A 23,674-nucleotide genomic window follows, 5' to 3' on the forward strand; every position below is an offset into this window, starting at 1 on the left:
ATATATTCATTTACATTTTTAGATATTATACAATGATTATATCACATGAAAATTATTCATTTAAGACTTATTATTTCCTAAATCTAATATAAATATAACCATAGTAAAAATTCATAAAAATAAGGGAGAACTGCTTCCCCCTAAATTATGACTTATCTTTATCTTCTTTGCTGTCTTTATCTTCTTCATTTATAGCTTCATCTATAATTTTCTCAACTTTATCAATATTTATATCACCATTTGCTATATCTTTCAAATTAAGATTAATTCCTAAAACTTTTTTTAAAATTATTTGAATAAATATTAATAGTATTCCTTGTATTGATGTTAATATGGTTGCTTTTTGACTATCACCAGACATACGTTCATCCATCTTATCCTTATCAACTTCCACTATCAATGTCCATCCTAAATCCTTATCTATTGTGAAATATGAACCATAAACATCTTTATTTCTATAATTTTTATATGGTGTATATCTTGAATAATCTATATTTAACTTAACCCTATCTATATCAACCTTTTGTTTACCTACCGCTCCTGGAATATATCTAGATTCAGTTAAAAACATACCTTCATCATTTACTATATAAGCCTCTGAATATTCATTAAGTCTGTTTTGTTTCATTATATCATTTAGCTCTTTCAAGTTAGTCCTCATCCAAATTAATCCCATAATATTTTTATTTGAATCTATTATAGGATTGTACATATCAACTGTATAGTCATTATCACCTAAAACAGTTTTTACTCCCATTGCTTTTGTTTCAAAAACTTTATTAACCTCTTCAGATTCTCTAAATTTATCACTTTCGTCTATATATCCATAAACTATTTCTTTGTTTTTGTTAAGAACTAATATATTATCATATCGTTGTCTACTTGCCATTATAAAGTTCATCTCTTTAGCTACCTTAGTCTGATCCATATTAGTTAAGCTATCTGATAATGAGTATAACTTTATTTCATAAAAAACTTGACCTATTGAATTTTGAACAGTTTTTGCTAAATCTTGACCTATATAATAAATATTATTTACCACCATTTCATTATTCTTTTTTACATTATCATTATTAACTTTTAGAAATCCACCTAAAGAAAATAACATAGAAAATGAAGTTATACATATTACTCCAATGACAAATTTACTTATAGTTTTTTTAGGTTTTTTTATGCATAACATTTTTTATAACTCTTCTTTATAAGAATGTACTCTTAAATTTAATTTTTTATCATAATTTACAAACTCTATAACTAAGGATGCACCTGGTAAGATTATAAAATAATCCTTATTTAATATATTTATACTTCTATCTTTCATTATTTCCTCTTTATGAAATAACAAAACATCATCATCCTGTAGATTTACGCTCTCCATTACTTCCTCAGTTTCATCCTCATTTAAATTACATCCGTAAATATTAATAATATTATTTTCCTCAGGATTTTTTACAATTATATCATTAACAATATATATACTATTACTGTTTTTTGGATTAACTATATCTATTCCATTAAAATTTTCATTCATTTTAAAATCTTTATATTCATCTAATTGTTCATCACTATTTTCTTTATTCATTTTGAAAACTCTCATAACTTACCACCCTGTTACTATATTTTTTCATAAATAACTTAAATTAAAAATTCAACTTGAATATTTAATTTTAAAATTAATTCAAATTGTCTAGTGCATTGTAGAAATATACGTAAATATTTGTTTTTTTGACTTTCTATATAATTAATTTATGTAAAACTATAGTATGTTGTTAAAGGATTTTGTAAAACTTTTTATATTTATTAGATTTTAGATTTACCCTTTTGCGTATAAAAAAAAGAACCACATATTGTGATTCTTTTTATAGCATATCAAATAATATAATATTATTATCAAGGGTTACATATGCGCCATCATAATTAACAGTATCTAAGGTTTTCAAATCTGTTATATTTAAGATTTCTTCTCCTAATGATGAAGTAATAAGTTTGTCCTCTACATATGATATAAAGCACCAATCAGGATCATTAATTGGTATTTCAACATTATTTTTTTCGCCTTTAACTATTGTTTTTCCATTTACCTCTCTTTGACTTACTATTTGCTTACTTTCAATATCATAAAATCTACTTCTTTTACTACTACCATTTTCAGTATATATATAACTTTCTATTATTCTTGTATCACTTGTATCCTTTTTTAATAAATATATATCTTCTTTATTTTCTTTAAAATTAACAACTTTATAATAAATATTTTCTTCATCCGCTTTTAACAATCTTGCTCCAAAATCATCTTGACTTTTGAAAATATAATTTATATTTAATTTTGAATTATTATTAATACTTAAAATTAAATCATTTAAGCTAATACTATAAATTTTATAATCTTTTCCATCTACTATAAAATCCTTGTTTTTATAATTATTACAACTTCTTTCTTCCAATAAAATTTTTGTATCTTCCTCATAATTATATTTAATTATATTTTCTACATTAGCAAAACTTATATCACTATTATTTATTTTATGTTTACTTTTCTTTTCCATATCAATTAAATAAAGTTCATAATGACTTATATAATTAGGGTCTCTATCATCATAGTCTGCGCCATACAATAAAGCATAACGTTCATTTAAAATTTCTACTCTTCCTTCTTTATCAACACTACATAATTTATCTACTTTACCATTTCGTAAACATATTCTATAAAAATCAAAAAAATCATGTGTGCCTAATGCACTAGTATATATATATTGTCCATTAGTGTATGTGCTTAAATGCATAGCAAATTCATACATTTCTATAGGTATTTTATTAACTTTTTTATACTTATTACTTTTTAAGTTATACCTATAAAAATTTAAAAATGTCTTTCCCTTTATTAAGTCAACATCTCCAAATATAAATTCTTCATCATTAAGCTTTATAACATTGTCAAAATAAAAATCATGTTTTTTTAAATCTACCACATTAATCAACAATATCAATTCCCTTCTAATTATCATTATATTTGTATTATGTCCATTTTTTTACTTTTATTCACTTAATATGAATTTAATTAAGTAAAAAGTAAGAGTGAAAAGTGAAGAGTTATGGTTAATATTATTCATTTCATTCATAATATTTAAGATAAAAATACCTAAAAACTACGTTTCTATATTGTTTTCAACTAATTTGCTCTGCAAACTTAATAAAAAATCATTCTTTGAAATCGGAAATCCAATTTTTGCATTCACTTTCAATTTTCCATTTTCAATTAAATTAATTGGAATTCTCAATTAAAATAAGAGTAATTTCATTTTTCAGCTTGGAATCCTATACAATAAAAATGACTTATTAAATAGATAAATTATCTATTTAATAAGTCATAACTAAGTTCTATCATTTTTTCATCTTCTGATGAATTAAATATTTCTATCTTTCCAGGTTTACTACTATTATTTTTAATATCATTTTCAATTAATAGTCTTTCTACTTGCCTTGCCGTACCTAGACTTCCATCTATAATCTCTATATCTTTATTTAGAAAATTTAATATTTTTTCTTTAATAAATGGATAATGTGTACATCCTAAAACTATAGAACCTACCTCTTTTTCCTTTAATATATTAATTTTTTCTTCTAAATAATTATGTATTGCCAAACCATCAATATCTCCAGTTTCTATTAACTCTGCAAGTCCACCACAAGGCATAGGTCTTATTTTTGCTATTTTACTATATTTATTTTGAAGTTCTGCAAATTTCTTTTCTGCTAATGTCACTGGTGTTGCCATAATTACAATTTCACCTTGTTTTTTAAGTTCAACTGCTGGCTTTAAAGCTGGCTCTATACCAATAATAGGTATATCTTTGTAAGTATTCCTTAAATCTTCAATTGCAACACTCGTTGCTGTATTACAAGCTATAACTATAGCCTTAACATTTTTACTCAATAAAAACTTTACAGCATCAAAGGTTAATTTCTTAATTTCGTCATATGTTTTTGTCCCATATGGAGCATTTTTAGAATCTCCAAAATATATAAAGTTTTCATTAGGTAAAAGTTCTAAAGTCTTTTTAAGAACACTAAGTCCTCCAACTCCTGAGTCAAAAAAACCTATACTTTCTTCTCTTTTTAAAGTCATTATTGTCACCACCTTATAAAAGAAACTTATAATTCATTTTTTATATTTATATCCCATATATTTAAAAATATATCACAATATATAAATAAATTTCTACAGTAATATATTTATTTTATATTATTTTCATCAAAAAAATAATCACTATAATTTAGTGATTATCTTTTATTATACTACTTGTTTTGTAATTCTTCTATTTTTTCTTTAATATATTCTGTTAATTCTTTATCAGCTATACGAGTTTTATCATCCATAATAGGTGGATTTACTCTAAAGAAGTTTATTATTAATTTATTTTCTTTTATTATATATTCATCTGAATGTAGTGGTGAGAATATAACTTCAACTTCCTCATATTTATCACCTTTTATTTCTGAAACTAAATTATCTAAATTTAATTTTTTTACAGGTGCAGCCATAGCACTTGTGTATTCCAAGTCTTCCATCATCCACATATTATTATTCCAGAATTTTTTTTCTTTCTTATTGCCAACAAAAGGTTCTCTATTTTTTATAGCACTTAATGCTCTTCTAACTGATTCAGCATTAAATTCATCATCATATGCAGCACTTAAAGCTGGCATTTCAGAAACATCATAGAAAAAGTTTTCTGGTATGTTATCCTTTTCACTTGCTGCTTGCCAATAATAAAGCATTGCTTCAACTGCTTCAAGATTTAATTTAATTCTTTTTACCATAACTAAAAACTCCCCTTTTTTAATTGTTTTTCATATGTTTAATATGAATTTATTATGTATAAAATTTCAAGCTTATTTCTCTCTAAGTTAATAAAATTTAATTTTATATTCCTATAGATTAGCTTGTACATATTTTATTATACAATAAATAACTAAAAATAAGTTTAAATTTATAAAATATTTTGATTTTTAAAGTAATTTTTAGTTATATGTATAGGGTTCCAAGTTTGAATTTTAAATAACATCTTTATCAAATGATATTATTAAGCTTACAGTTTATTTCTATTTTTATATTTGGAACCAAGTAAGAGTTAAGAGTGAAAAGTGAAAAGTTATGGTAAATATTACTCACTTCGTTCCTAATATCTAAAAATAGAAATGCTTAAAAACTACGTTTTTATATTGTTTTCAATTAATTTGCTTAGTAAATTTAATAAAAAATCATTCTTTAAAATTGGAAGTCCAATTTTTACATTCACTTTCAATTTTCAATTAAATTAATTAGAATTGTCAACTGAAACATAAATAACTTAAAGTTTAGAATTGTACTCCTATATTAGTGATAAAAAAAGTAGATGGAAATTATCCATCCACTTTTTTTATATGAATTAAATTTTAGTCATTTCTTTTTATGATGCCTATAGCTTTTCCTATTATCATAGCATTTTCATCTTTTACTTCAATAGGATCATATTTATTATTTTCTGGGACTAATAGTATCTTGTCCTCTTTTATGCTTAATCTTTTCAGTGTTGCACTTCCATCTAAATCCACCGCTACAATATCATTGTTATTTGCATTATATTGCTTTCTTATAATAACAAAATCTTTATCATTTATATCGGCATTTATCATACTGTCACCTTTTACTTTTAATATAAATGAATCTTTAGCACCTTTTAACCAATATTGTGGAAGACTTACTGTACCCTCACAAGTATCATTAATCATAATCGGTTCCCCTGCAGCTATATCATTATATATTGGGATAGATACAAGTTCATCATCATGAATAATCTCTCCACTTCCATTTGGATCTAATATAAATTCATCCTCACTTGTTGTATCTATTGAAAATTCAAAATCTAAATTATGCCTAATATCTAAAAACTTATAACTCTCCATAACTTCCTCTTTGTCTTTAACCTTTAATACTTCTTTTTTATCTAAAAATATATCTTTTTCAAATTTTTCTTTTAATATATACGTTTTAATCTTATTTACATCTAAAAATAATTCTTTTATCTTTATTCCTTGAATTCCTAGTGAATTCTCAACCTTTTTACCCTTTGGATTTAATGTAACTACTATATTAGAATACTCTTTTCTATTTATAAATCCTTTTATTATACTGAATTGTAATTTAGAAAAGTTATTTAGATTATCAATTATTAAATGATTATACCTTTGATAAGGTGAATTTTGAATGTATTTTAACATTTCTTCTTCCATTACAACTTCATCAATATATTTTTCTCTAAATAAACTCTCATAATATATATCCATTAATTTATAAATGCAATCTCTTATAGAAGAATTCTTAGGTAAACTTTTAGGTGCATTGACTTCTTTAGATTTTCTACCTCTTCGAGTAAAATTTTTATATTCATCTATTGAGTTTATTCTATTACTCTTTATGTACTCAAATTCCTTTAAAAGAAATTCAATATAACACTTATTTAATATCTTTGCACGTTTTCGTTCTTTTTTATATTTATCTATGCTTTTCTCTAATATATTGTACTTGATTTTTTCACTAGCAATTTTAAAATGTAAATTTAACTGTATTTCTTCAAAAATTTCATTAATGGTTTTTATATCTAGGCTATGTTTTATATATGAAAATAAACTAATACTTTCTTGCAAATCATCACTTCTATTGTATATCTCTAATGCATTTTTCTTTTCTTCATAACTATCAACTATAACAAGAATATTATCATTTTCATATAAACAATAATTATCTTTTAAATATATTGCTCTATTTATAGCCGTTGTTGTTTTTCCTGTGTTCTCTTCACCTTTAATTATCAATGCGCCATTAAATTTATAATTTATAATTTGCTTTTGCTTCTTTGAAATCATAACTCCACCCCCCTTTTTTATCATTTATATATATTTTATAAAATTTATTTTGTTTTTTATATCAGTAAATATTGTAAACTAATTATTTTTTGATAACTTTTATTATATCATTACTATAATTATAATATTTTTTATTAATTTATCTAGTCATTTTTCTAACTATTGTAGAAGTCCATATTCCAACCATTAATACCCCTAACGTAATTTCTAAATCTGAAACAATATTACTAATTACTCCTATTGGTATTACATTTCCATATCCAACTGTAGCAAATGTAACTAAACTAAAATTAAAACAATAAAAAAAATCCTTAATAAACATTAAATTTAAAATAGAGTTCATATTTAAACTATATTTAATCATTCCACTAGATGTTTCAATTCCAGCAAAAATATATATAAATGCACAAAATAGTACTATAAAAAGTGATACTGTAAATGTTCTAAATGGCTTTTCTCCATAGCCACATATATAATATGATAATGTTGATTTTAACTTAGAATATCCTTTTAACGTTCTGTGTAACGCTTTCTTGCTTTCATAAAAACAAAAACCGTATTTATCTTGCAAATCATTTTTTAAATATTGATTTGCAAAAGCCAAATATGTATTACATATATTTATATAAAAATCATCATCTACTTTTATGCTATGCTTATATCTAAACCCACCTATATAAGACCCCAAATTTAATTTACATGTATAACTATCATTTATGAATTGCATATCAAATTCTTTACTACAACCTTTAATAATACAATTACTTAAATTACAATTATCTATAAACTTAACGTTTATATATGAGTTCTTAATTAAATTGCATTGACCTAAAAAACAATCTTTAAACTCTACAGATTTAAATGACGTTCTTTTAATAATTATATTTTTAAAATTACATTTTCTTGAACTTATATTAATGAGATTACAATAGTAAAATGCACATATAGATTTATTAACTATATTGCAATTTTCTAACAAGCAATGTCTAAATTCACAATTGTTAAATACAACATTTTCAAAGGATATACTTTTAAAATCCAACCCTATAAATTTGCAATTCCTATACTCTACAAAATTAAAATTTATTTCTTCTAATGATTCAAATTTATAATTTTCTACAACTTTATTTATAACACTTATATCCTTCATAAAATTAAACTCCTATATACATAAAATATTCTAATTTAATTTCTAAATAACCTTTATATAATAAAGAAAGGAAGTTAATTTAACTTCCTTTCTTTATTGTATAAGATTTTAATTCTAATTATTTATCTATAGATATTGCACTTGTTGGGCAACCTTCTGCTGCTTCTTCTGCTGCTGATTCACATTCTTTAGGTACAGTATCTACTATTGCTTCTGCTTTACCGTCATCACCAAATTCAAAAACCTCTGGACATGTTGATGGGCATAATCCACAACTTATACATTCATCTTTATTTACTACTGCTTTCATAATTAAAATTCCTCCTTTGTTTTTCTTAATATATTAAAATTTTTTAATCTAATGATATAGCTGCTACTGGGCAACCATCTCTTGCTTCTTCTGCTGCTGATTCATGCTCTTCAGGCACTGAATCTACTATTGCATGAGATTTTCCATCATCGCCAAATTGAAACACTTCTGGACAAGTGCCTACACATAATCCACAGCTAATACAAGTTTCTTCTACTACTGGCTTCATAGTCTTTCCTCCTAAGCTTAATTAAATATTAAAATTATTTAATTTTGTCCTAAGTATTTTAACCTTATATATAAAATTTTATTCTAACTTTAAACTTCTAAATATTTAATAAAAAAATTTAGATTCACTTAATACTCAAATAATATCTAGAATAAAATTTTAAATAAGCCCTATAATCTTGAATGTTAATCTCTATTAAATTTAAATTATGATACTTAATAATAAACTATCAAATACCATTTTATGTTAACTAGTAAAAGCTGCATATACCATTATACTTATTATTGCAAATATCAAAATTAAACCTGCTATAAATATTGATATATATACCATCATCAAAGCATCAATTGTAACCCTTCTTGTTTCACATTTTTGGATTTTTTTCTTCATTTAATCCCTCCTAATAAATTAACATATTATATACATTTTAAACTTTATTTCATAATATAGTTGATTTATTAAGTTGAGTTAAACATAAATTTACATTTTATTAAATAATTGTATTTATATTGTTCCTAAAATAGAAAATAGATGAAAAATCATATTACATATTTTACATCTATTTTTGTGTTATTTAAATACTTTTTTGCTATTTTTTAAAATTTAATTTTATTATTTCTATAATTAAGCATATATTCATACATATTAATAAAACATAATACGACAATATCACTTCTGATTTAACTACTATTGCAAATATAATGCACATTATAGATATTACACTAAAAGTTAAACTCCATTTTAATTCTTGCTTTTTCATAAAATTAATTATAGTTAAAATTATAAATATCGATAGTATAATTATTAAACTAAAAGTCATATATCTATCAAAATTTTGGTTATTCCAATTAATATTTCTAAACATTAATGATCTTTTTAATCCCATTTTTTTATTTGATAAGTAATATATCACTCCTGTAATTATAATTAAACAAATTTGAATACTTGTAAGTAACCATTTAAAAACATTTTTTATTTTCATATCATTTCAGCTCTTCTATTATTTTTTTGGCTCTCCCTTTTCTATTGGATTTGCTGGATTTCCTGTGTTTCCACTCCATTCATTCCAACCACCATCATACAATGTTATGTCTTTTATTCCCATTACATCTGCATAATATAATGCTTCTGCAGCTCTCCATCCTGTTCCACAATAGAAAACTAATTTTTTATCTGGTGTTATTCCATAATCGCTCCACATTTTAAGTATTTGATCTTCATTAAGCATTGTATTATCTATATTTCTATATTGATCCATACCAGCTTTAGTTCCTGCATGACCCCATAATGCACCTTCAATACGTCCTGTTGTTTTTATATAATCATAACCAGAAATTTTTCCTATATATTCATCCCAATTTCTTACATCCACTAATGTTGTGGTAGACTTATCATTGTATATTTTCTTAACTTCATCTAAATCAATAATATAATCTTTGTTTACTGGAACTTCTGCTCCAAAATCACTTACTGATTGCTTAGGATTAGATTCTTTTTCTAGTTCATATCCAGCATCTATCCATTTTTGAGTACCACCATTAATTAATCTAACATCTTTTACTCCTAGATATTTTAGTATAGTAGCTACTCTTGCCGCTGGCGTTGTATCTTCACCATATAAGACTACTGTTGTATCAACAGTTATTCCATTAGCTTTTGCAAAGGCTTTAAGTTTTTCATCTGAAAGTCTATTCCAAACTGGACCTTCTTCTACTTCATCTGTATTAATATGTACTGCACCTTTTATATGCCCTTTTTTTAGATAGTCTGGTGAATCTTTTTCTTCACCCCAAGAAACTTCAAAAATTTTAAATTCTTTTCCACTATAACCTTCTGGTTTATTTCCATCTATTAAATCTTTTACCCATGATACTGGTACTAACATTTCATAGTTTTCATATGATTTCATAGCATTTTTATCATCTTCAGTCCATTCTTTAACATCATATGTATATAAGTTTTCATATCCTTTTTCTGATAAATAATTAGCTACTTCACTTGCATCTTTTCCATTTGCATCATAAAGAACTATATTTTTCTCTTTAGATATTCCTCTATCTTTTAAATCTTTTTCTAATCTTTCTTCCTTATTTTCAGCATTTACATCCAACCACGCTGCTGAAAAATCTGTAGCCCCTTCTATATGACCACCTCTCTTAACACCATCTAATTTCCATCCATTAAATGCATCATTTTCTCTTGTATCAACAACAACCCAATTTTCATCTTTAATATTTTTTGAAAGTTCATCTGTAGTTATTGTTTTTGTACTTACATCTTTTTCTTCATTTTCTTTAACTCCAGAATTGTTTCCACACGCTGTAAATACCCCCATAGAAATAGTTAAAGTTAAAGCCGTTATCATTAATTTTAATGTTTTATTCAAAATAAGCCCTCCTTAGTAAAAATTAATTTATTGCATTTTTCTATTGATTCATTATCATTTATTTGTACCAATAAATAAATGATTATTTGTTTTTTAAATTAATAAAATTTATCTATTAATATTTTAAATCATATAAGAATAGAACTATTTTTTTACTCTAGAATTATCATTATATATAATAAAAAAGGCACATGAATTATAAATCCATATGCCTTATTATCTCTATTTTTCAACTTTTAAGTCATTTATTGCAGCCCATCTTATATATGATTGATCATAATTTTTAACATTTTCATATCCTGCTAATTTTAAAACCATAGCCATATGACCTGAACGTATACCTGATGTGCAATATGTTACTATTTCATCATCTTTTTTAATTCCATTATCAGTCATAATTTTTTCTATTTCACTTTGTGATTTTAAAGTTCCATCTTCATTATATAAAGTGTTAAATGTTATGTTTATAGCTCCAGGAATATGTCCTCCCCTAGCTTCACCATATTTTGTTGCACCTTCATATTCATCTTTTTCTCTTGTATCTATTACTTTAATTTTATCTACTTTACCTTTTAATTCATCAGTTGTTATATTTAAACTTTCATCAATTTTATCAACTTTTACTTCCGCTTTTTTAAATGGCACATCATCTTTAGATGTTTCAAGTTTTTCGCTTTCCCATAAATCTATTCCACCATTTAGCATTTTAACGTCATTGTATCCAGCTGATTTAAGTGACCATTCCACTCTTCCATCTTCACCCCAACCATTTTTACTTGTATATAAAACTATTGTCTTATCTTTAGATAGTCCAAGTTCAGATAACTTAGCAGAAAGTGCATCTTTTTCTAATAAAGTTGCCCACTTTTCATCTCCGCCTTTGCCTTCCATATTGGATAAATCTTGCCATGTTACATTTATAGCATTCTTTATATGTCCTTTTTTATAATCTTTATTATCTCTAGTATCTACTATTATAACTTTATCACTATTTAAATTTTCTTTTAACCAATCTATACTTACTATGTATTCTTCATTTACATATTTCTCGTTTGTATCTTTTTTCTCTTTGCTATCATCAACTTTTTCTTCTACTTTTGCATTTGAGCTTGTATTTTCACTCTTTTCATTTGATGATGAACATCCTGCTAGTAGTGAAACTGATAAGATAGTCGCACATATTAATGAAATTATTTTTGTATTTCTTCTTAACATTTTTAATTCCCTCCATCTTTAACATGTATAACCCATATTACCTCTTAATTTTACAACTTTTTATACTTTAAACAACATATTTTATAATTATTTAAGCATTATTTGAAAAGAAAATAGAAATTCTATATCTATTGATATTTTAAATATCTTTAAGTGACAATCATTATCTTTTATCAACGGTCATTATGTTATAATTGCATTGAAATATGAGGAGGTTTTTTTATGATTTCAATTATAATTCCTACATTAAATGAAGAAAAAAATATTGAGCCATTATTAAAATCTCTTAAAGAAATAAAATTGGATAAAGAAATTTTAATAGTAGATGGTGGTAGTACAGATAAAACCAAGTTAATAGCATCTAAATATGCTACTGTTTTAGACTCTCCACGAGGAAGGTCTAATCAATTAAATTATGGTGTTAAGCATTCAAATGGTGATATACTGTGGTTTTTACATTGTGATTCAAAAATTTCATCAAATAGTCTTGATGAAATTTATATGACAATAAATGAAGGTTATATTGGAGGCTGTTTTTCCCTAATGTTTTATGATTATACAACTCCATTCTTAAAATATATCTCTTATACTTCAAACATTAGAGCAAAGTATTTAAAGTTAATTTTTGGTGACCAAGGTTTATTTATAAGAAGAGATATTTTTGAAAAAATGAATGGCTTTAAACATATGGATTTAATGGAAGATTGGGAGTTTTCTACTAGATTAAAAATGCTGGGCAAAACTAAAGTTTTAAAAACACCAATAGGAACATCAGCTAGACGTTTTAAAGCTGGTGGAACAGTAAAAACTCACCTTATGATGCATAAAATTAAAATATTATATATGCTTGGAACTCCCCCTGAAAAATTAGCTAAAATATATAAAAATATAAGATAACTGGAGAACTTATAATGGAAAATTTAGATTTTAAAATAAGAAACTATCTTTTAAGTAATAACTTATATAAAAAATTAAATTTAGAAGAAAATTTTAATATTTCATTTTTAGCTCAAGGTGAATACAATATTAATTACAAAATTGAAGATAGCAAAAATAAATACGTTTTTAGAATAAATACAGCTAGTCAACTTAACCTTGATAATCAAATAGAATATGAATTTAACGCTTTAAAAATATTAAAAGAATCTACTGTAACTCCTAGACCATTATATGTAGATGGTACTAAAGAATCCTTTGATTTTGGAATACTTATCATGGAATTTTTAAATGGAGTTCCTTTAAATTATTCTACAGATCTTCATAAAGCAGCTTGCATATTTAGTAAAATACATACACTAAATATGCCTAAAAATTCAGGTCTTATAGTTGAAACTAATATAATGAGCGATAGGATAAATGAAAGTTCTTGGCTTTTAAAAGATTTCTTTAACAGCCCAATTCCTAACTTAGATTTAAAAAGATTTTTTCATAATTACCTAAATTGGTGTGAAAAAAATAAATTCCTTGAAAAATACTTTATTAATAATGATTTATTAGTACTTAACAATACAGAAGTAAATTCACATAACTTTATAATTGGAGAAAATAGCTATTTAATAGATTGGGAAAAACCTGTTATAAGTCATCCATGTCAGGATTTAACTCAATTTTTAGCTGATACTACAACACTTTGGAGAAGTAACCATTTAATAAATACTAAAGATAAAGATGACTTTTTAAAGCTTTATTGTAATAAAACAAATTTTAATTTTAAGGATATAAAAGAGTCTATAAATCTTTACAATCCTTATCTATATCTTAGAGCTTTAAGTTGGTGTGCTATGGCACTTGTAAAATATCAAACTGAAGAGAAATTAATAAGAAATGATGAGATTTTCAATAAAATTCAGCAATATCTTAATAAAGAGTTTATAAATAATTTATTAAAAGAGTATATTGATTTTAAAATATAGAAACAGGAGATTATTTATGAAAAAAAATGCTTACATAATTTTTTCACGAGTTCCCGTAAGTGGCAAAACTAAAACTAGATTAATGCCTTATTTAACTGGAGATGAATGCTCTAATATTCATAAAATGTTTCTTTTAGATTTGTTTCTTATGAGTGAAAATCTAAAAGAAAATGTAGATGTTTTTTTAAGTTACTCTAATGATGGAAATCCTTCAGAACTTCTTAATTTATGTCCAAACTTTATTAGCTCCTTTCCTCAAGAAGGGCAATCACTTGGAGAAAAAATGAATAATTCTATAAATTTATTATTATCTAAGGGTTATGAAAAAGTAATTTTAACTGGCTCTGACATCCCTAATATAGATAGTACTATCATCTTTAATGGATTTAAAATATTAAATAGTAATGATATTGTACTGGCTCCAACTTTAGATGGTGGTTATTATTTAATTGGATGCTCTAATCCAATTGATGATGTACTCACATCTCCTATGAATTGGGGCCATGATACGGTTTTTGAAAATACAATAGAAACTATAAGTTTTTTTAATAAAACTTATGAACTAACCACTGAATTAAATGATATTGATACTATTAGTGATTTAATTAAATATATTGAATGTGATACTAATTTAGGTTACACATTTAAATTTGCTAAAAGCTTAAATTTAGAAGAAAGGATAAAATATGAATAATAACTTTGAAGTTACTAAAACCATAGATTTACCTATATTCAAAAAGTACAAAAATGATTGTATTAACTGTAAAAAGTGTGTTAAAAGTTGTATTTTTCTTCAAGAATACTGTAACTCTCCAAAAGACTTTTTAAACGATCTAAATGAGACAAAAAAAATTAATGAAATAATGCCTTATTATTGCAGTTTATGCGGTTGTTGTAAACGTGAATGCCCCAAAGATATAAATATGGGTGATGTTTTTCAAAGTCTTAGAGAGGAAATAACAACTAAAAACAAAGGTATACCTCCTATAAACAATGCTAAAATTATGGAATTTCACCAATATTTCAGTAATAAAAAAGTTTTTACGGGTATTTTAGGAAATGTTAAAACTAAAATATTTTTTATGCCTGGTTGCTCCCTTAATGGTTATGGAAATGATTTATCTTTAAAAACTTATAAATATTTAAGTGAACATATAGATAACTTAGGTTTGATACTTAATTGCTGCAATAAACCAACTCTTGATTTAGGGAAAAGAGATTTATTTAATAAAAAATTTCATTCTTTTGTTGAAGAATTAAAAAAATTTAATAATGGAGACATTGAAATTATTACAGCTTGCCAATCTTGCTTTAAAATATTAAAACAAGAAGCTCCTGAACTCAAAATTACTTCTTTATGGGCTTTATTTAAAGAATTTGATATTCCGAAGTCTGAAATTTTGAAAGGTAAAGATTCAGAGTTAGAGTTTTCTATAAAAGATTCATGCCAAGGACTTGATTATAATGAAATACAGGATGGTATTCGTTATATAATGTGTCGTCTTGGATATAAATTTGATAATCCTAAAGTTTCCAATACTTGTTGTGGTCTTGGTGGTCTTGTTCACTTAAGCAACCCTAATCTTTCTAACAAGATAAAAGTTAACTCCTTGAATCAATTAAAATCTAAACGAGTTGTGACTTATTGTGGTGGTTGTCTTGGTACAGTCAATAATTCAGCTAAAACAGCTTATCACATATTGGAGTTAATATTTGAATCTAATGAAACACTAAAGAATAGAGATAGTTTAAATATGTCAACTATTTCTAATTGGCAAAATAGATACACCGTAGCTTCTAAATTTAAGAAACTAGTTAGGAAGTGATTATTTAATGAAAAAAAGTACTTTAAATAAAATTTTGTTTATTATTTTTTTAATCATAGTTATTATGTTGTTATGTAAAAATACTGAGTTTCTAAGAAATTGTTCACCTGAACAAATAAAAGTTTTTATAAACTCTTTTGGCCGTATTGCTCCTATAATTTACATAATTCTTTTTGCACTTGTACCACTGACATTTTTTCCTGACTCAGTTCTTGCTATTGCTAGTGGAATGGCATTTGGTCTTGTTAAAGGTACAATATACACTATGATTGGTGCATTAATAGGTGGAAGTTTAGCTTATTTTATTGCATATTACTTAGGTAAAGATGTTATATTAAAACTTACTAAAAATAAACATAAACTTGATTTTCTATCAAAGGGACATAGGGAATTTTACTCTGTTTTGATTTTAAGATTAATTCCATTAGTTCCATTTGATATTATAAGCTATGGCTCTGGATTATCCGGAATAAAATACAAAAATTTTCTAGCTGCAACTGCTATAGGTATCATTCCTGGAGTAGTTATTTTCTCAAATTTAGGAGATAAATCACTGGATTTTAAATCGCCAGAGTTTTTAATAGCTATTCTCCTATTAGTTCTTCTTTTTGCATTATCATTATTCTTTAAGAAAAAGCTACTTGCTAAAAAGCAAATTGAAAATTAAAATCGGGAAATGGAGATTATATATGAAAAAAATAATTTTTGATTGTGATAACACTATGGGATTTCCTAATTGTGATGTAGATGATGGGCTTACGCTTTTATATTTACTAGGTAGAAAAGATATTAGTCTTGAAGGTTTAACATTAACCTATGGAAATAATTCCTTAGATGTTGTTTATTCAACTACATTAGATTTAATAAAGGATTTAAATTTAAATCTAAACCCTTATAAAGGTACTGAAGATAAAAATAATCGAATTAGTGAAGCTAGCAAATTTTTAGCTACTACTGTTAAAAAGAATCCTCATGAAATAATAGTACTAGCAACAGGGGCACTAACTAATATTTATGGTGCATACCTTTATGACAATGATTTCTTTGATAACGTAAAAGAAATTGTATTAATGGGAGGCATAACTAAGCCCCTTATTGTAGATGGTCAGCTTATAAATGAATTGAACTTTTCATGTGATGCCGAAGCCACATATAATGTTATAAATTCTAATGCAAAAATTTCTATTTTAAATGGACATACAACTATGGAAGCACTATTTTCTCACAATGAACTTGAAGAATTTAAAAATAGTGAATCTGAAGTTCTTAACTATATATATGACAAAATTTTGCCATGGTGTGAAAGAAATGAATCCATAACTGGATTTAAAGGATTTTGTAACTGGGATGTTGCAGCTGCAATATACATAACTAATCCTAAATTATTTAAAAATGAAATAATTTCTATAAAAAGTTCTATAAGTGACTTATCTAAAGGACTTCTTAAAATAAATTCACATGGTAAAGAAATTAATATGCCTTCTAGCATAATAAATTTAAATGAATTTAACAAAGTATTTATAGACTCATTAAAAAATCTATAATTTATCATGAGGTATTTGAAATCCAAATTTTATAAATTAATTTCAAATACCTCTTTCTAACTATATATTAAAATTTGTTTATTAACTTTTTAACATTTTTTTCAATTTTAAATATAATATTTATATAGCCTTTGTTTAATTTATTATAACTATAACATTCTAATTAAGATATTTTAAAATATTGATAATTTTAGAATTTGTTAAAAATTTCAGATTGACATATAAAATAAATAAAGCTATACTTTTTATATAAATAAATATTACCTCGGTAGGTGAGGTTACTACAAGGATACGGGTTGCTGCCGTAAAAGTATGGAAACATTCTGAACTGGTCAGCAGGTTTTGCCGAACAAAGAAGGCTTAACCTAATGCAACTTCATTGCCTTGCAGAGCCAAAACTTGAACGAGAAAGTGTTGTTATATGCCTTCGTTACGTTCAAGTTAACGAAGTTTTTTTGTTTTATTTTTAAAAATATTGGAGGTGAAAAAGAATGGAAGTTGGCGGTAGTAGTTTAGACAGTGAAGATTCACATCTTTATGACAAAAATTTAATATATTATTTAGTCACATCCAGTCTTTTTAACTAATTAGAATGTGGCCTTATCTTATAAAATTTCATGTTATAAAGTAAATACATTTAATAGAATCACATCTATATAATCTTCACTGTTTCTTTACTAATATCAATTCACAAGTATTATAAATATAAAAAATACTAAAACTATATAGAAATATTACATTAGGTTTTTAAAAAATGTATTTATTAACCTTTAATTTTCTATTGCCTTTTTTAAGAATTTGGAGGTGTGAATTATGATAAGAAGAAGAAAAGTGAACACACAAAGTAATGCAAATTACTCCACAAATAAAATTTTTGATTTTAGTAAAATGGATTTAGACAAAATTTATAAAAGTCTAGATACAGGATTTAAAGGACTATCTAAAGAAGAAGTGGAAAAAAGATCTGAAATTTATGGGTTAAATGAACTTTCCCATGAAAAACCATCACCATGGTATATTCAACTACTTAAAGTTTTTATTAATCCTTTTATTTTAGTGTTAATAGTACTTGCTATAGTATCCTTAATTACAGATGTTATACTTGTCCCTTCATCAGAAAGGAATTTTACAACTGTAGCTGTTATAACAATAATGGTAACACTAAGTGGCCTTCTACAGTTTTTCCAAGAATTCAAATCTGGGAAAGCTGCTCAACAATTAAAAGCACTAGTAAAAACAACTGCTGCTGTATGTCGAAGCGAATCTGGAGTTAAAGAAATAAACATGACAGACATAGTGCCTGGAGATATAGTATATCTTGCAGCTGGAGATATGATACCTGCTGATGTAAGGCTAATAACTAGCAAAGACTTATTTATTAGTCAATCTTCTTTAACTGGTGAGTCTGAACCTGTGGAGAAATATGCAACAGTAAAAAATGATACTAAAGATTTAACTGTTACTGACCTTGATAATATGTGTTTATTAGGTACTAATATTATAAGTGGAAGTGCAATAGCTGTTGTTGTAGCCACTGGAAACGACACTTACTTGGGTTCAATGGCATTAACTTTGTCAGGAACTAAATCTCAAACTAGTTTTGAAAAGGGAGTAAATAGTGTAAGTGTATTACTTATAAAATTTATGCTTATAATGGTTCCTATAGTCTTTTTTATAAATGGATTTACAAAAGGAGATTGGTTAGAAGCACTAATTTTTGCAATCTCAATTGCTGTAGGTCTTACTCCTGAGATGCTCCCAATGATTGTTACAACCAACCTTGCAAAAGGTGCTGTTGTTATGGCAAAACATAAAACTGTAGTAAAGAAACTTGATGCCATACAAAATTTTGGAGCAATGGATGTATTATGTACTGATAAAACAGGTACCTTAACTTGCGATAAAATAGTTGTTGAAAGACATTTAAATATACATGGTGAAGAGGATTTAAGAGTTTTACGACATGGTTATTTAAATAGTTTTTATCAAACAGGTTTACGTAATTTAATGGATGTTGCAATTTTAGAACATGGACTAACTAATGGATTTAATAAACTTGAAAAAGATTATATAAAAGTAGATGAAATCCCATTTGATTTTTCTAGAAGAAGAATGTCTGTAGTTTTAAAAAACCATGAAGGAAAAAGACAACTTATAACAAAGGGTGCTGTTGAGGAGATGCTTGCAAGTTGTTCCTATGCTGAATATAAAGGTGAGGTTGTGGAACTTACTGATAAAATAAAAAACAAAGTTCTAAGTATGGTAGAAAAACTAAACAGTGATGGTATGAGAGTTATTGCAGTTGCACAGAAAAATAACATTCCAGATGAAAGTAACTTTAGCGTAAGTGATGAAAGTGACATGGTTCTTATGGGTTATATTGGATTTTTAGATCCACCAAAAGAATCTGCAACAGCTGCAATAAAAGCATTACACAATAATGGTGTAGAAGTAAAAGTATTAACAGGTGATAATGATTCAGTAACTAAAAAAATATGTTCACAAGTTGGTCTAGAAGTTAGTAACGTAGTTCTTGGTACAGAATTAGATAATATGAGTGATGAAAAATTATCTTCTATAGTAGACACCACTAATATTTTTGCTAAGCTTTCACCTCTTCAAAAATCACGAATAATTAAAATACTTCAAGATAAAGGTCATACTGTTGGTTATATGGGTGATGGTATTAATGATGCTGCAGCTCTTCGTCAGTCAGATGTTGGTATATCTGTTGATACTGCTGTGGATATAGCAAAAGAATCTGCTGATATAATCTTGCTTGAAAAAAGTTTAATGGTTTTAGAAGAAGGTGTTATAGAAGGCAGGAAAATCTTTGGTAATATAATAAAATATATAAAAATGACTGCAAGCTCAAACTTAGGTAATGTATTTAGTGTATTAGTTGCAAGTGCATTTTTACCATTTTTGCCTATGCTTCCTATACACCTTTTATTACAAAATCTTTTCTATGATATTTCTCAAATAGCTATTCCATGGGACACTATGGATAAAGAATATTTAAGAACACCGAAAAAATGGAATGCAGATGACATAGGAAGATTTATGATATTTGTAGGACCAATAAGTTCTATATTTGATATAACTACTTTCCTTGTTATGTGGTTTGTATTTAAGGCAAATGTTCCAGAAATGCAATCTTTATTCCAATCAGGCTGGTTTGTTGAGGGGCTACTATCACAAACACTTATAGTGCATATGATTAGGACTAAAAAAATACCATTTATTCAAAGTAGAGCTACAACTCCTGTTCTTTTATTAACAGTCTTTATAATGATATCTGGCATCTATATTCCATTTACAAGCTTTGGTGCTTCAATAGGATTGCAACCTTTACCATTATCTTATTTTCCATGGCTTATAGGTATTTTATTCTTTTACTGCATAGTAACACAATTTGTAAAAACATTATATATAAAAAAATTTAACAGTTGGCTATAATTACAATGAAATAGCTAAGTAGATTAATCCACTTAGCTATTTTTTATACTTATTAATATTTTTTATACCCCATAACTCTCATTGCATTTAGTATAGCTATTATTGAAACTCCTACGTCTGCAAATACAGCTTCCCACATTGTTGCAACTCCCATTCCTGCTAGGACTAAGAATAATATTTTTATTCCTAATGCAAACACTATATTCTGAATAACTATTTTTCTTGTTCTTCTTGATATATTAATAGCTGTAGCTATTTTAGATGGTTCATCTGTCATTATAACAACATCAGCTGCTTCTATAGCCGCATCTGAACCAAGTCCACCCATTGCTATTCCTATATCTGCTCTTGCAAGAACTGGCGCATCATTTATTCCATCACCAACAAATGCAACTTTTTTATTTTTCTCTTTTTTGCTATCTATTTCTTCTAGTTTTTCTACTTTGTTTTGAGGTAATAATTCATAATAAACTTTATCTAAATTTAATTCTTTTGCTACTTTTAATGCTACTTTTTCATTATCTCCAGTTAGCATCACAGTGTTTCTAACACCATTTTTCTTAAGTTTTGATATTGCTTCTTTTGCATCATCTTTAACTGTATCTTCAATAACTATTGAACCTACACAAATTTTATCAATAGCAACATATACAACAGTTCCAACAGAATCTGTTTCCTTAAAATCTATATTGCTTTTAACCATCATTTTATGATTTCCAGCTATAACTTCACGACCTTCAACGTGTGCTATAATTCCGTGTCCTGCAATATCCTCATGTTTTTCTATTTTAGAATTATCTACATTTTTTCCATAAGCATTAACTATTGATAATGCTATTGGGTGATTAGAAAAACTTTCAGCATATGCTGCATATTTTAATAAATCTTCTTTATCATATCCACTAAAAGTATTTACTTCTGTTACACTAAACTTGCCTTTTGTAAGTGTTCCAGTTTTATCAAATACAACAGTATCTATATCTTTTAATATTTCTAAGTAGTTACTACCTTTAATTAATATACCATTCTTAGATGCTGCACCAATTCCACCAAAGAATCCTAATGGAATTGATATGACTAATGCACAAGGACAAGATATAACTAAGAATGTTAATGCTCTATAAAGCCAATCACTGAATACCTCACCTTGAACTACAAGTGGTGGTATTATTGCTAATGCTAATGCTGATATTACAACTATTGGTGTATAATACTTAGCAAATTTAGTTATAAAGTTTTCAGCTTTAGCTTTTCTATTACTTGCATTTTGAACTAAATCAAGTATCTTTGATACAGTAGATTCTCCAAAATCTTTAGTTACTTTAACTGTTATAACACCACTTTGATTTATAAATCCACTTAAAACTTCATCACCATTTTCTATACTCCTTGGCATTGACTCTCCTGTTAATGCTGAAGTGTCAACCATTGTATGTCCATCTATTACCACTCCATCAAGTGGAACTTTTTCACCTGGTTTAACTACAATAAATTCATTTATTGAAACTTCTTCTGGTGATACAACAACTATTTCATTTCCTCTTTTTAAATTTGCAAAATCAGGTCTTATATCCATTAAACTTGAAATTGATTTTCTTGAATTATTTACTGCAACATGTTGAAATAACTCTCCTACTTGATAAAAAAGCATTACTCCTACTGCCTCTGGATATTCCTTAATTCCAAATGCACCTATTGTAGCAATTGTCATTAAGAAATTTTCATCAAAAACCTGTCCTCTTAAAATATTTTTTACTGCTCTTAAAACAATTTCTCCACCAATTATTAAATATGCAGCTAAGAATATTACAAATTCTATTGTATTATCAAAGTTTCCTATAAGTCCTACTGCAAATATTACTCCTGCTATTATTATTTTATTTATTTCTTTTCTATTTTCTTTATATATTGAAGTTTTCCCTTTGCTTTTCACTTCTTCTTTTTTCTCTTTAACTTCACTCTTTTCTATTACTTTAACATCTGGTTCTAGCTTTTTAACTATAGCTTTTATTTCATCATTTATCTTAGATACATTTTTTTCATCATTATATTGATATATAAGAGTCTTATTCATAAAGTTTAATGTTGCTTCTTTTACCTCTACAATATTTTTAACCCTATTTTCTATTTTTGATGCACAATTTGCACAATCTAAGCCTTCTAATACTAATTCAACTTTATTTTTCTTTATTTCTTTTATGCTTATACTGGACACTTCATCATGTGCTATTCCACATGAACATCCATCATGACTATGCTCATGACTTTCATTATGGTCATGTCCACAACAGCAAGCTTCACTATCATGATCATGTTTTTCACCACATCCACAGCCTTCATGAGAATGATAATGTTCTTCTCCACATCCACATTCTTCATTATTATGGCTATGATGTTCTCCATTACACCCACAACTCTCATGGTGATGTTCTATATTCTTATTCTTTACAAAAGAAGCATTTATTATATTTTTTCCTTGATTATTTGTATTAGAAATTCTCTTTGTTTTTGATTCTACTACCTTTACATCTGGTTCTATTTTTTTTACAACATTTTTTATATTAACTAATGTTTCATTATATAAATCATCATTTTCTAACTCAAAAACAATATTTTTATTCATGAAATTAACTGAAATATCTTTTATATTATCTAACTTCTTAAGTTTATTTTCTATTTTTGAAGCGCAATTTGCACAATGCAAGTTTTCGAGATTTAACTTTTTCATCATATTTA

22 protein-coding genes, 1 pseudogene and 1 riboswitch are annotated in these 23,674 nt (G+C 25.9%); of the genes and pseudogenes, 7 read left to right on the plus strand and 16 right to left on the minus strand.

The window, feature by feature from the left end:
• Positions 1-145: 145 nt before the first annotated feature.
• The 14 genes from BN346_RS09590 to BN346_RS09645 all read right to left on the minus strand — a co-directional run bounded on the left by BN346_RS09590 (position 146) and on the right by BN346_RS09645 (position 12,196).
• Positions 146-1,183 carry a cache domain-containing protein gene (locus BN346_RS09590; RefSeq protein WP_040328201.1) on the minus strand — a complete coding sequence of 346 codons (1,038 nt, stop codon included), beginning with the start codon at positions 1,181-1,183 and terminating at the stop codon, positions 146-148.
• 3 nt (positions 1,184-1,186) lie between these two features.
• Positions 1,187-1,597: a hypothetical protein gene (locus BN346_RS09595; RefSeq protein WP_040328203.1), complete on the minus strand. Its 411-nt coding sequence runs from the start codon at positions 1,595-1,597 to the stop codon at positions 1,187-1,189.
• A gap of 262 nt (positions 1,598-1,859) precedes the next feature.
• A complete protein-coding gene (locus BN346_RS09600; RefSeq protein WP_148361093.1) occupies positions 1,860-3,005 on the minus strand; it encodes a hypothetical protein in 1,146 nt (381 codons plus the stop codon).
• A 141-nt stretch (positions 3,006-3,146) separates the two neighbouring features.
• Positions 3,147-3,278 carry a hypothetical protein gene (locus tag BN346_RS22240; RefSeq protein WP_278245512.1) on the minus strand — a complete coding sequence of 44 codons (132 nt, stop codon included), beginning with the start codon at positions 3,276-3,278 and terminating at the stop codon, positions 3,147-3,149.
• Positions 3,279-3,349: 71 nt separating this feature from the next.
• Positions 3,350-4,126, minus strand: coding sequence for a glutamate racemase (gene murI / locus BN346_RS09605; RefSeq protein ID WP_040328207.1), 777 nt, complete (start codon positions 4,124-4,126; stop codon positions 3,350-3,352).
• 170 nt (positions 4,127-4,296) lie between these two features.
• Positions 4,297-4,821 (minus strand): TDE2712 family protein, encoded by a 525-nt coding sequence (locus BN346_RS09610; protein WP_040328209.1) that lies wholly within the window; start codon positions 4,819-4,821, stop codon positions 4,297-4,299.
• A gap of 615 nt (positions 4,822-5,436) precedes the next feature.
• The gene (gene lexA / locus BN346_RS09615) at positions 5,437-6,906 is read right to left on the minus strand and encodes a transcriptional repressor LexA (protein WP_040328210.1); all 1,470 of its coding nucleotides are present in this window, start codon (positions 6,904-6,906) and stop codon (positions 5,437-5,439) included.
• A 139-nt stretch (positions 6,907-7,045) separates the two neighbouring features.
• Complete coding sequence (locus BN346_RS09620; RefSeq protein ID WP_040328211.1) at positions 7,046-8,056, minus strand: ion channel; 1,011 nt, start codon at positions 8,054-8,056, stop codon at positions 7,046-7,048.
• Between the two features lie 118 nt (positions 8,057-8,174).
• Complete coding sequence (locus BN346_RS09625; RefSeq protein ID WP_040328212.1) at positions 8,175-8,366, minus strand: ferredoxin; 192 nt, start codon at positions 8,364-8,366, stop codon at positions 8,175-8,177.
• Positions 8,367-8,409: 43 nt separating this feature from the next.
• Positions 8,410-8,595 (minus strand): ferredoxin, encoded by a 186-nt coding sequence (locus BN346_RS09630; protein ID WP_040328213.1) that lies wholly within the window; start codon positions 8,593-8,595, stop codon positions 8,410-8,412.
• 246 nt (positions 8,596-8,841) lie between these two features.
• On the minus strand, positions 8,842-8,985 hold the full coding sequence (locus tag BN346_RS21625; protein WP_158644473.1) for a hypothetical protein: 144 nt from the start codon (positions 8,983-8,985) through the stop codon (positions 8,842-8,844).
• A gap of 199 nt (positions 8,986-9,184) precedes the next feature.
• Entirely contained in the window at positions 9,185-9,577 is a 393-nt protein-coding gene (locus tag BN346_RS09635; protein WP_040328214.1) for a hypothetical protein, read from the minus strand.
• Between the two features lie 18 nt (positions 9,578-9,595).
• The gene (locus tag BN346_RS09640; RefSeq protein ID WP_242838417.1) at positions 9,596-10,981 is read right to left on the minus strand and encodes a rhodanese-like domain-containing protein; all 1,386 of its coding nucleotides are present in this window, start codon (positions 10,979-10,981) and stop codon (positions 9,596-9,598) included.
• Positions 10,982-11,203: 222 nt separating this feature from the next.
• Positions 11,204-12,196 carry a sulfurtransferase gene (locus BN346_RS09645; RefSeq protein ID WP_040328216.1) on the minus strand — a complete coding sequence of 331 codons (993 nt, stop codon included), beginning with the start codon at positions 12,194-12,196 and terminating at the stop codon, positions 11,204-11,206.
• Between the two features lie 222 nt (positions 12,197-12,418).
• On the opposite strand from BN346_RS09645, the gene BN346_RS09650 reads away from it, so the two are divergent.
• From BN346_RS09650 to mgtA, 7 genes are all read left to right on the plus strand, one after another.
• On the plus strand, positions 12,419-13,093 hold the full coding sequence (locus tag BN346_RS09650) for a TIGR04283 family arsenosugar biosynthesis glycosyltransferase (RefSeq protein ID WP_040328217.1): 675 nt from the start codon (positions 12,419-12,421) through the stop codon (positions 13,091-13,093).
• Positions 13,094-13,107: 14 nt separating this feature from the next.
• The gene (locus BN346_RS09655; protein ID WP_040328219.1) at positions 13,108-14,109 is read left to right on the plus strand and encodes a phosphotransferase; all 1,002 of its coding nucleotides are present in this window, start codon (positions 13,108-13,110) and stop codon (positions 14,107-14,109) included.
• 16 nt (positions 14,110-14,125) lie between these two features.
• Positions 14,126-14,803 carry a TIGR04282 family arsenosugar biosynthesis glycosyltransferase gene (locus tag BN346_RS09660; RefSeq protein ID WP_051540249.1) on the plus strand — a complete coding sequence of 226 codons (678 nt, stop codon included), beginning with the start codon at positions 14,126-14,128 and terminating at the stop codon, positions 14,801-14,803.
• The gene (locus BN346_RS09665; RefSeq protein WP_040328220.1) at positions 14,796-15,935 is read left to right on the plus strand and encodes a (Fe-S)-binding protein; all 1,140 of its coding nucleotides are present in this window, start codon (positions 14,796-14,798) and stop codon (positions 15,933-15,935) included. The genes BN346_RS09660 and BN346_RS09665 overlap by 8 nt, the downstream gene beginning before the upstream one ends.
• Before the next feature lie 7 nt (positions 15,936-15,942).
• The gene (locus tag BN346_RS09670; protein WP_040328222.1) at positions 15,943-16,602 is read left to right on the plus strand and encodes a TVP38/TMEM64 family protein; all 660 of its coding nucleotides are present in this window, start codon (positions 15,943-15,945) and stop codon (positions 16,600-16,602) included.
• Positions 16,603-16,624: 22 nt separating this feature from the next.
• Entirely contained in the window at positions 16,625-17,479 is an 855-nt protein-coding gene (locus BN346_RS09675) for a nucleoside hydrolase (protein ID WP_040328223.1), read from the plus strand.
• A gap of 257 nt (positions 17,480-17,736) precedes the next feature.
• A riboswitch (M-box (ykoK) riboswitch) is annotated at positions 17,737-17,897 on the plus strand.
• A gap of 395 nt (positions 17,898-18,292) precedes the next feature.
• Positions 18,293-20,938 carry a magnesium-translocating P-type ATPase gene (gene mgtA / locus BN346_RS09680; RefSeq protein WP_040328225.1) on the plus strand — a complete coding sequence of 882 codons (2,646 nt, stop codon included), beginning with the start codon at positions 18,293-18,295 and terminating at the stop codon, positions 20,936-20,938.
• Positions 20,939-20,990: 52 nt separating this feature from the next.
• On the opposite strand, the gene BN346_RS09685 is transcribed toward mgtA, so the two are convergent.
• Together BN346_RS09685 and BN346_RS22345 are read right to left on the minus strand one after the other, a co-directional pair.
• Positions 20,991-23,129 carry a heavy metal translocating P-type ATPase gene (locus tag BN346_RS09685; protein ID WP_074432697.1) on the minus strand — a complete coding sequence of 713 codons (2,139 nt, stop codon included), beginning with the start codon at positions 23,127-23,129 and terminating at the stop codon, positions 20,991-20,993.
• Positions 23,130-23,486: 357 nt separating this feature from the next.
• Positions 23,487-23,669, minus strand: a pseudogene (locus tag BN346_RS22345) (heavy-metal-associated domain-containing protein); the annotation flags it as partial.
• Positions 23,670-23,674: the final 5 nt, after the last annotated feature.

Origin of the sequence: Clostridium ihumii AP5, assembly GCF_000612845.1 — a bacterium.
GTDB classification, from domain to species: Bacteria; Bacillota; Clostridia; order Clostridiales; family Clostridiaceae; genus Clostridium_J; species Clostridium_J ihumii.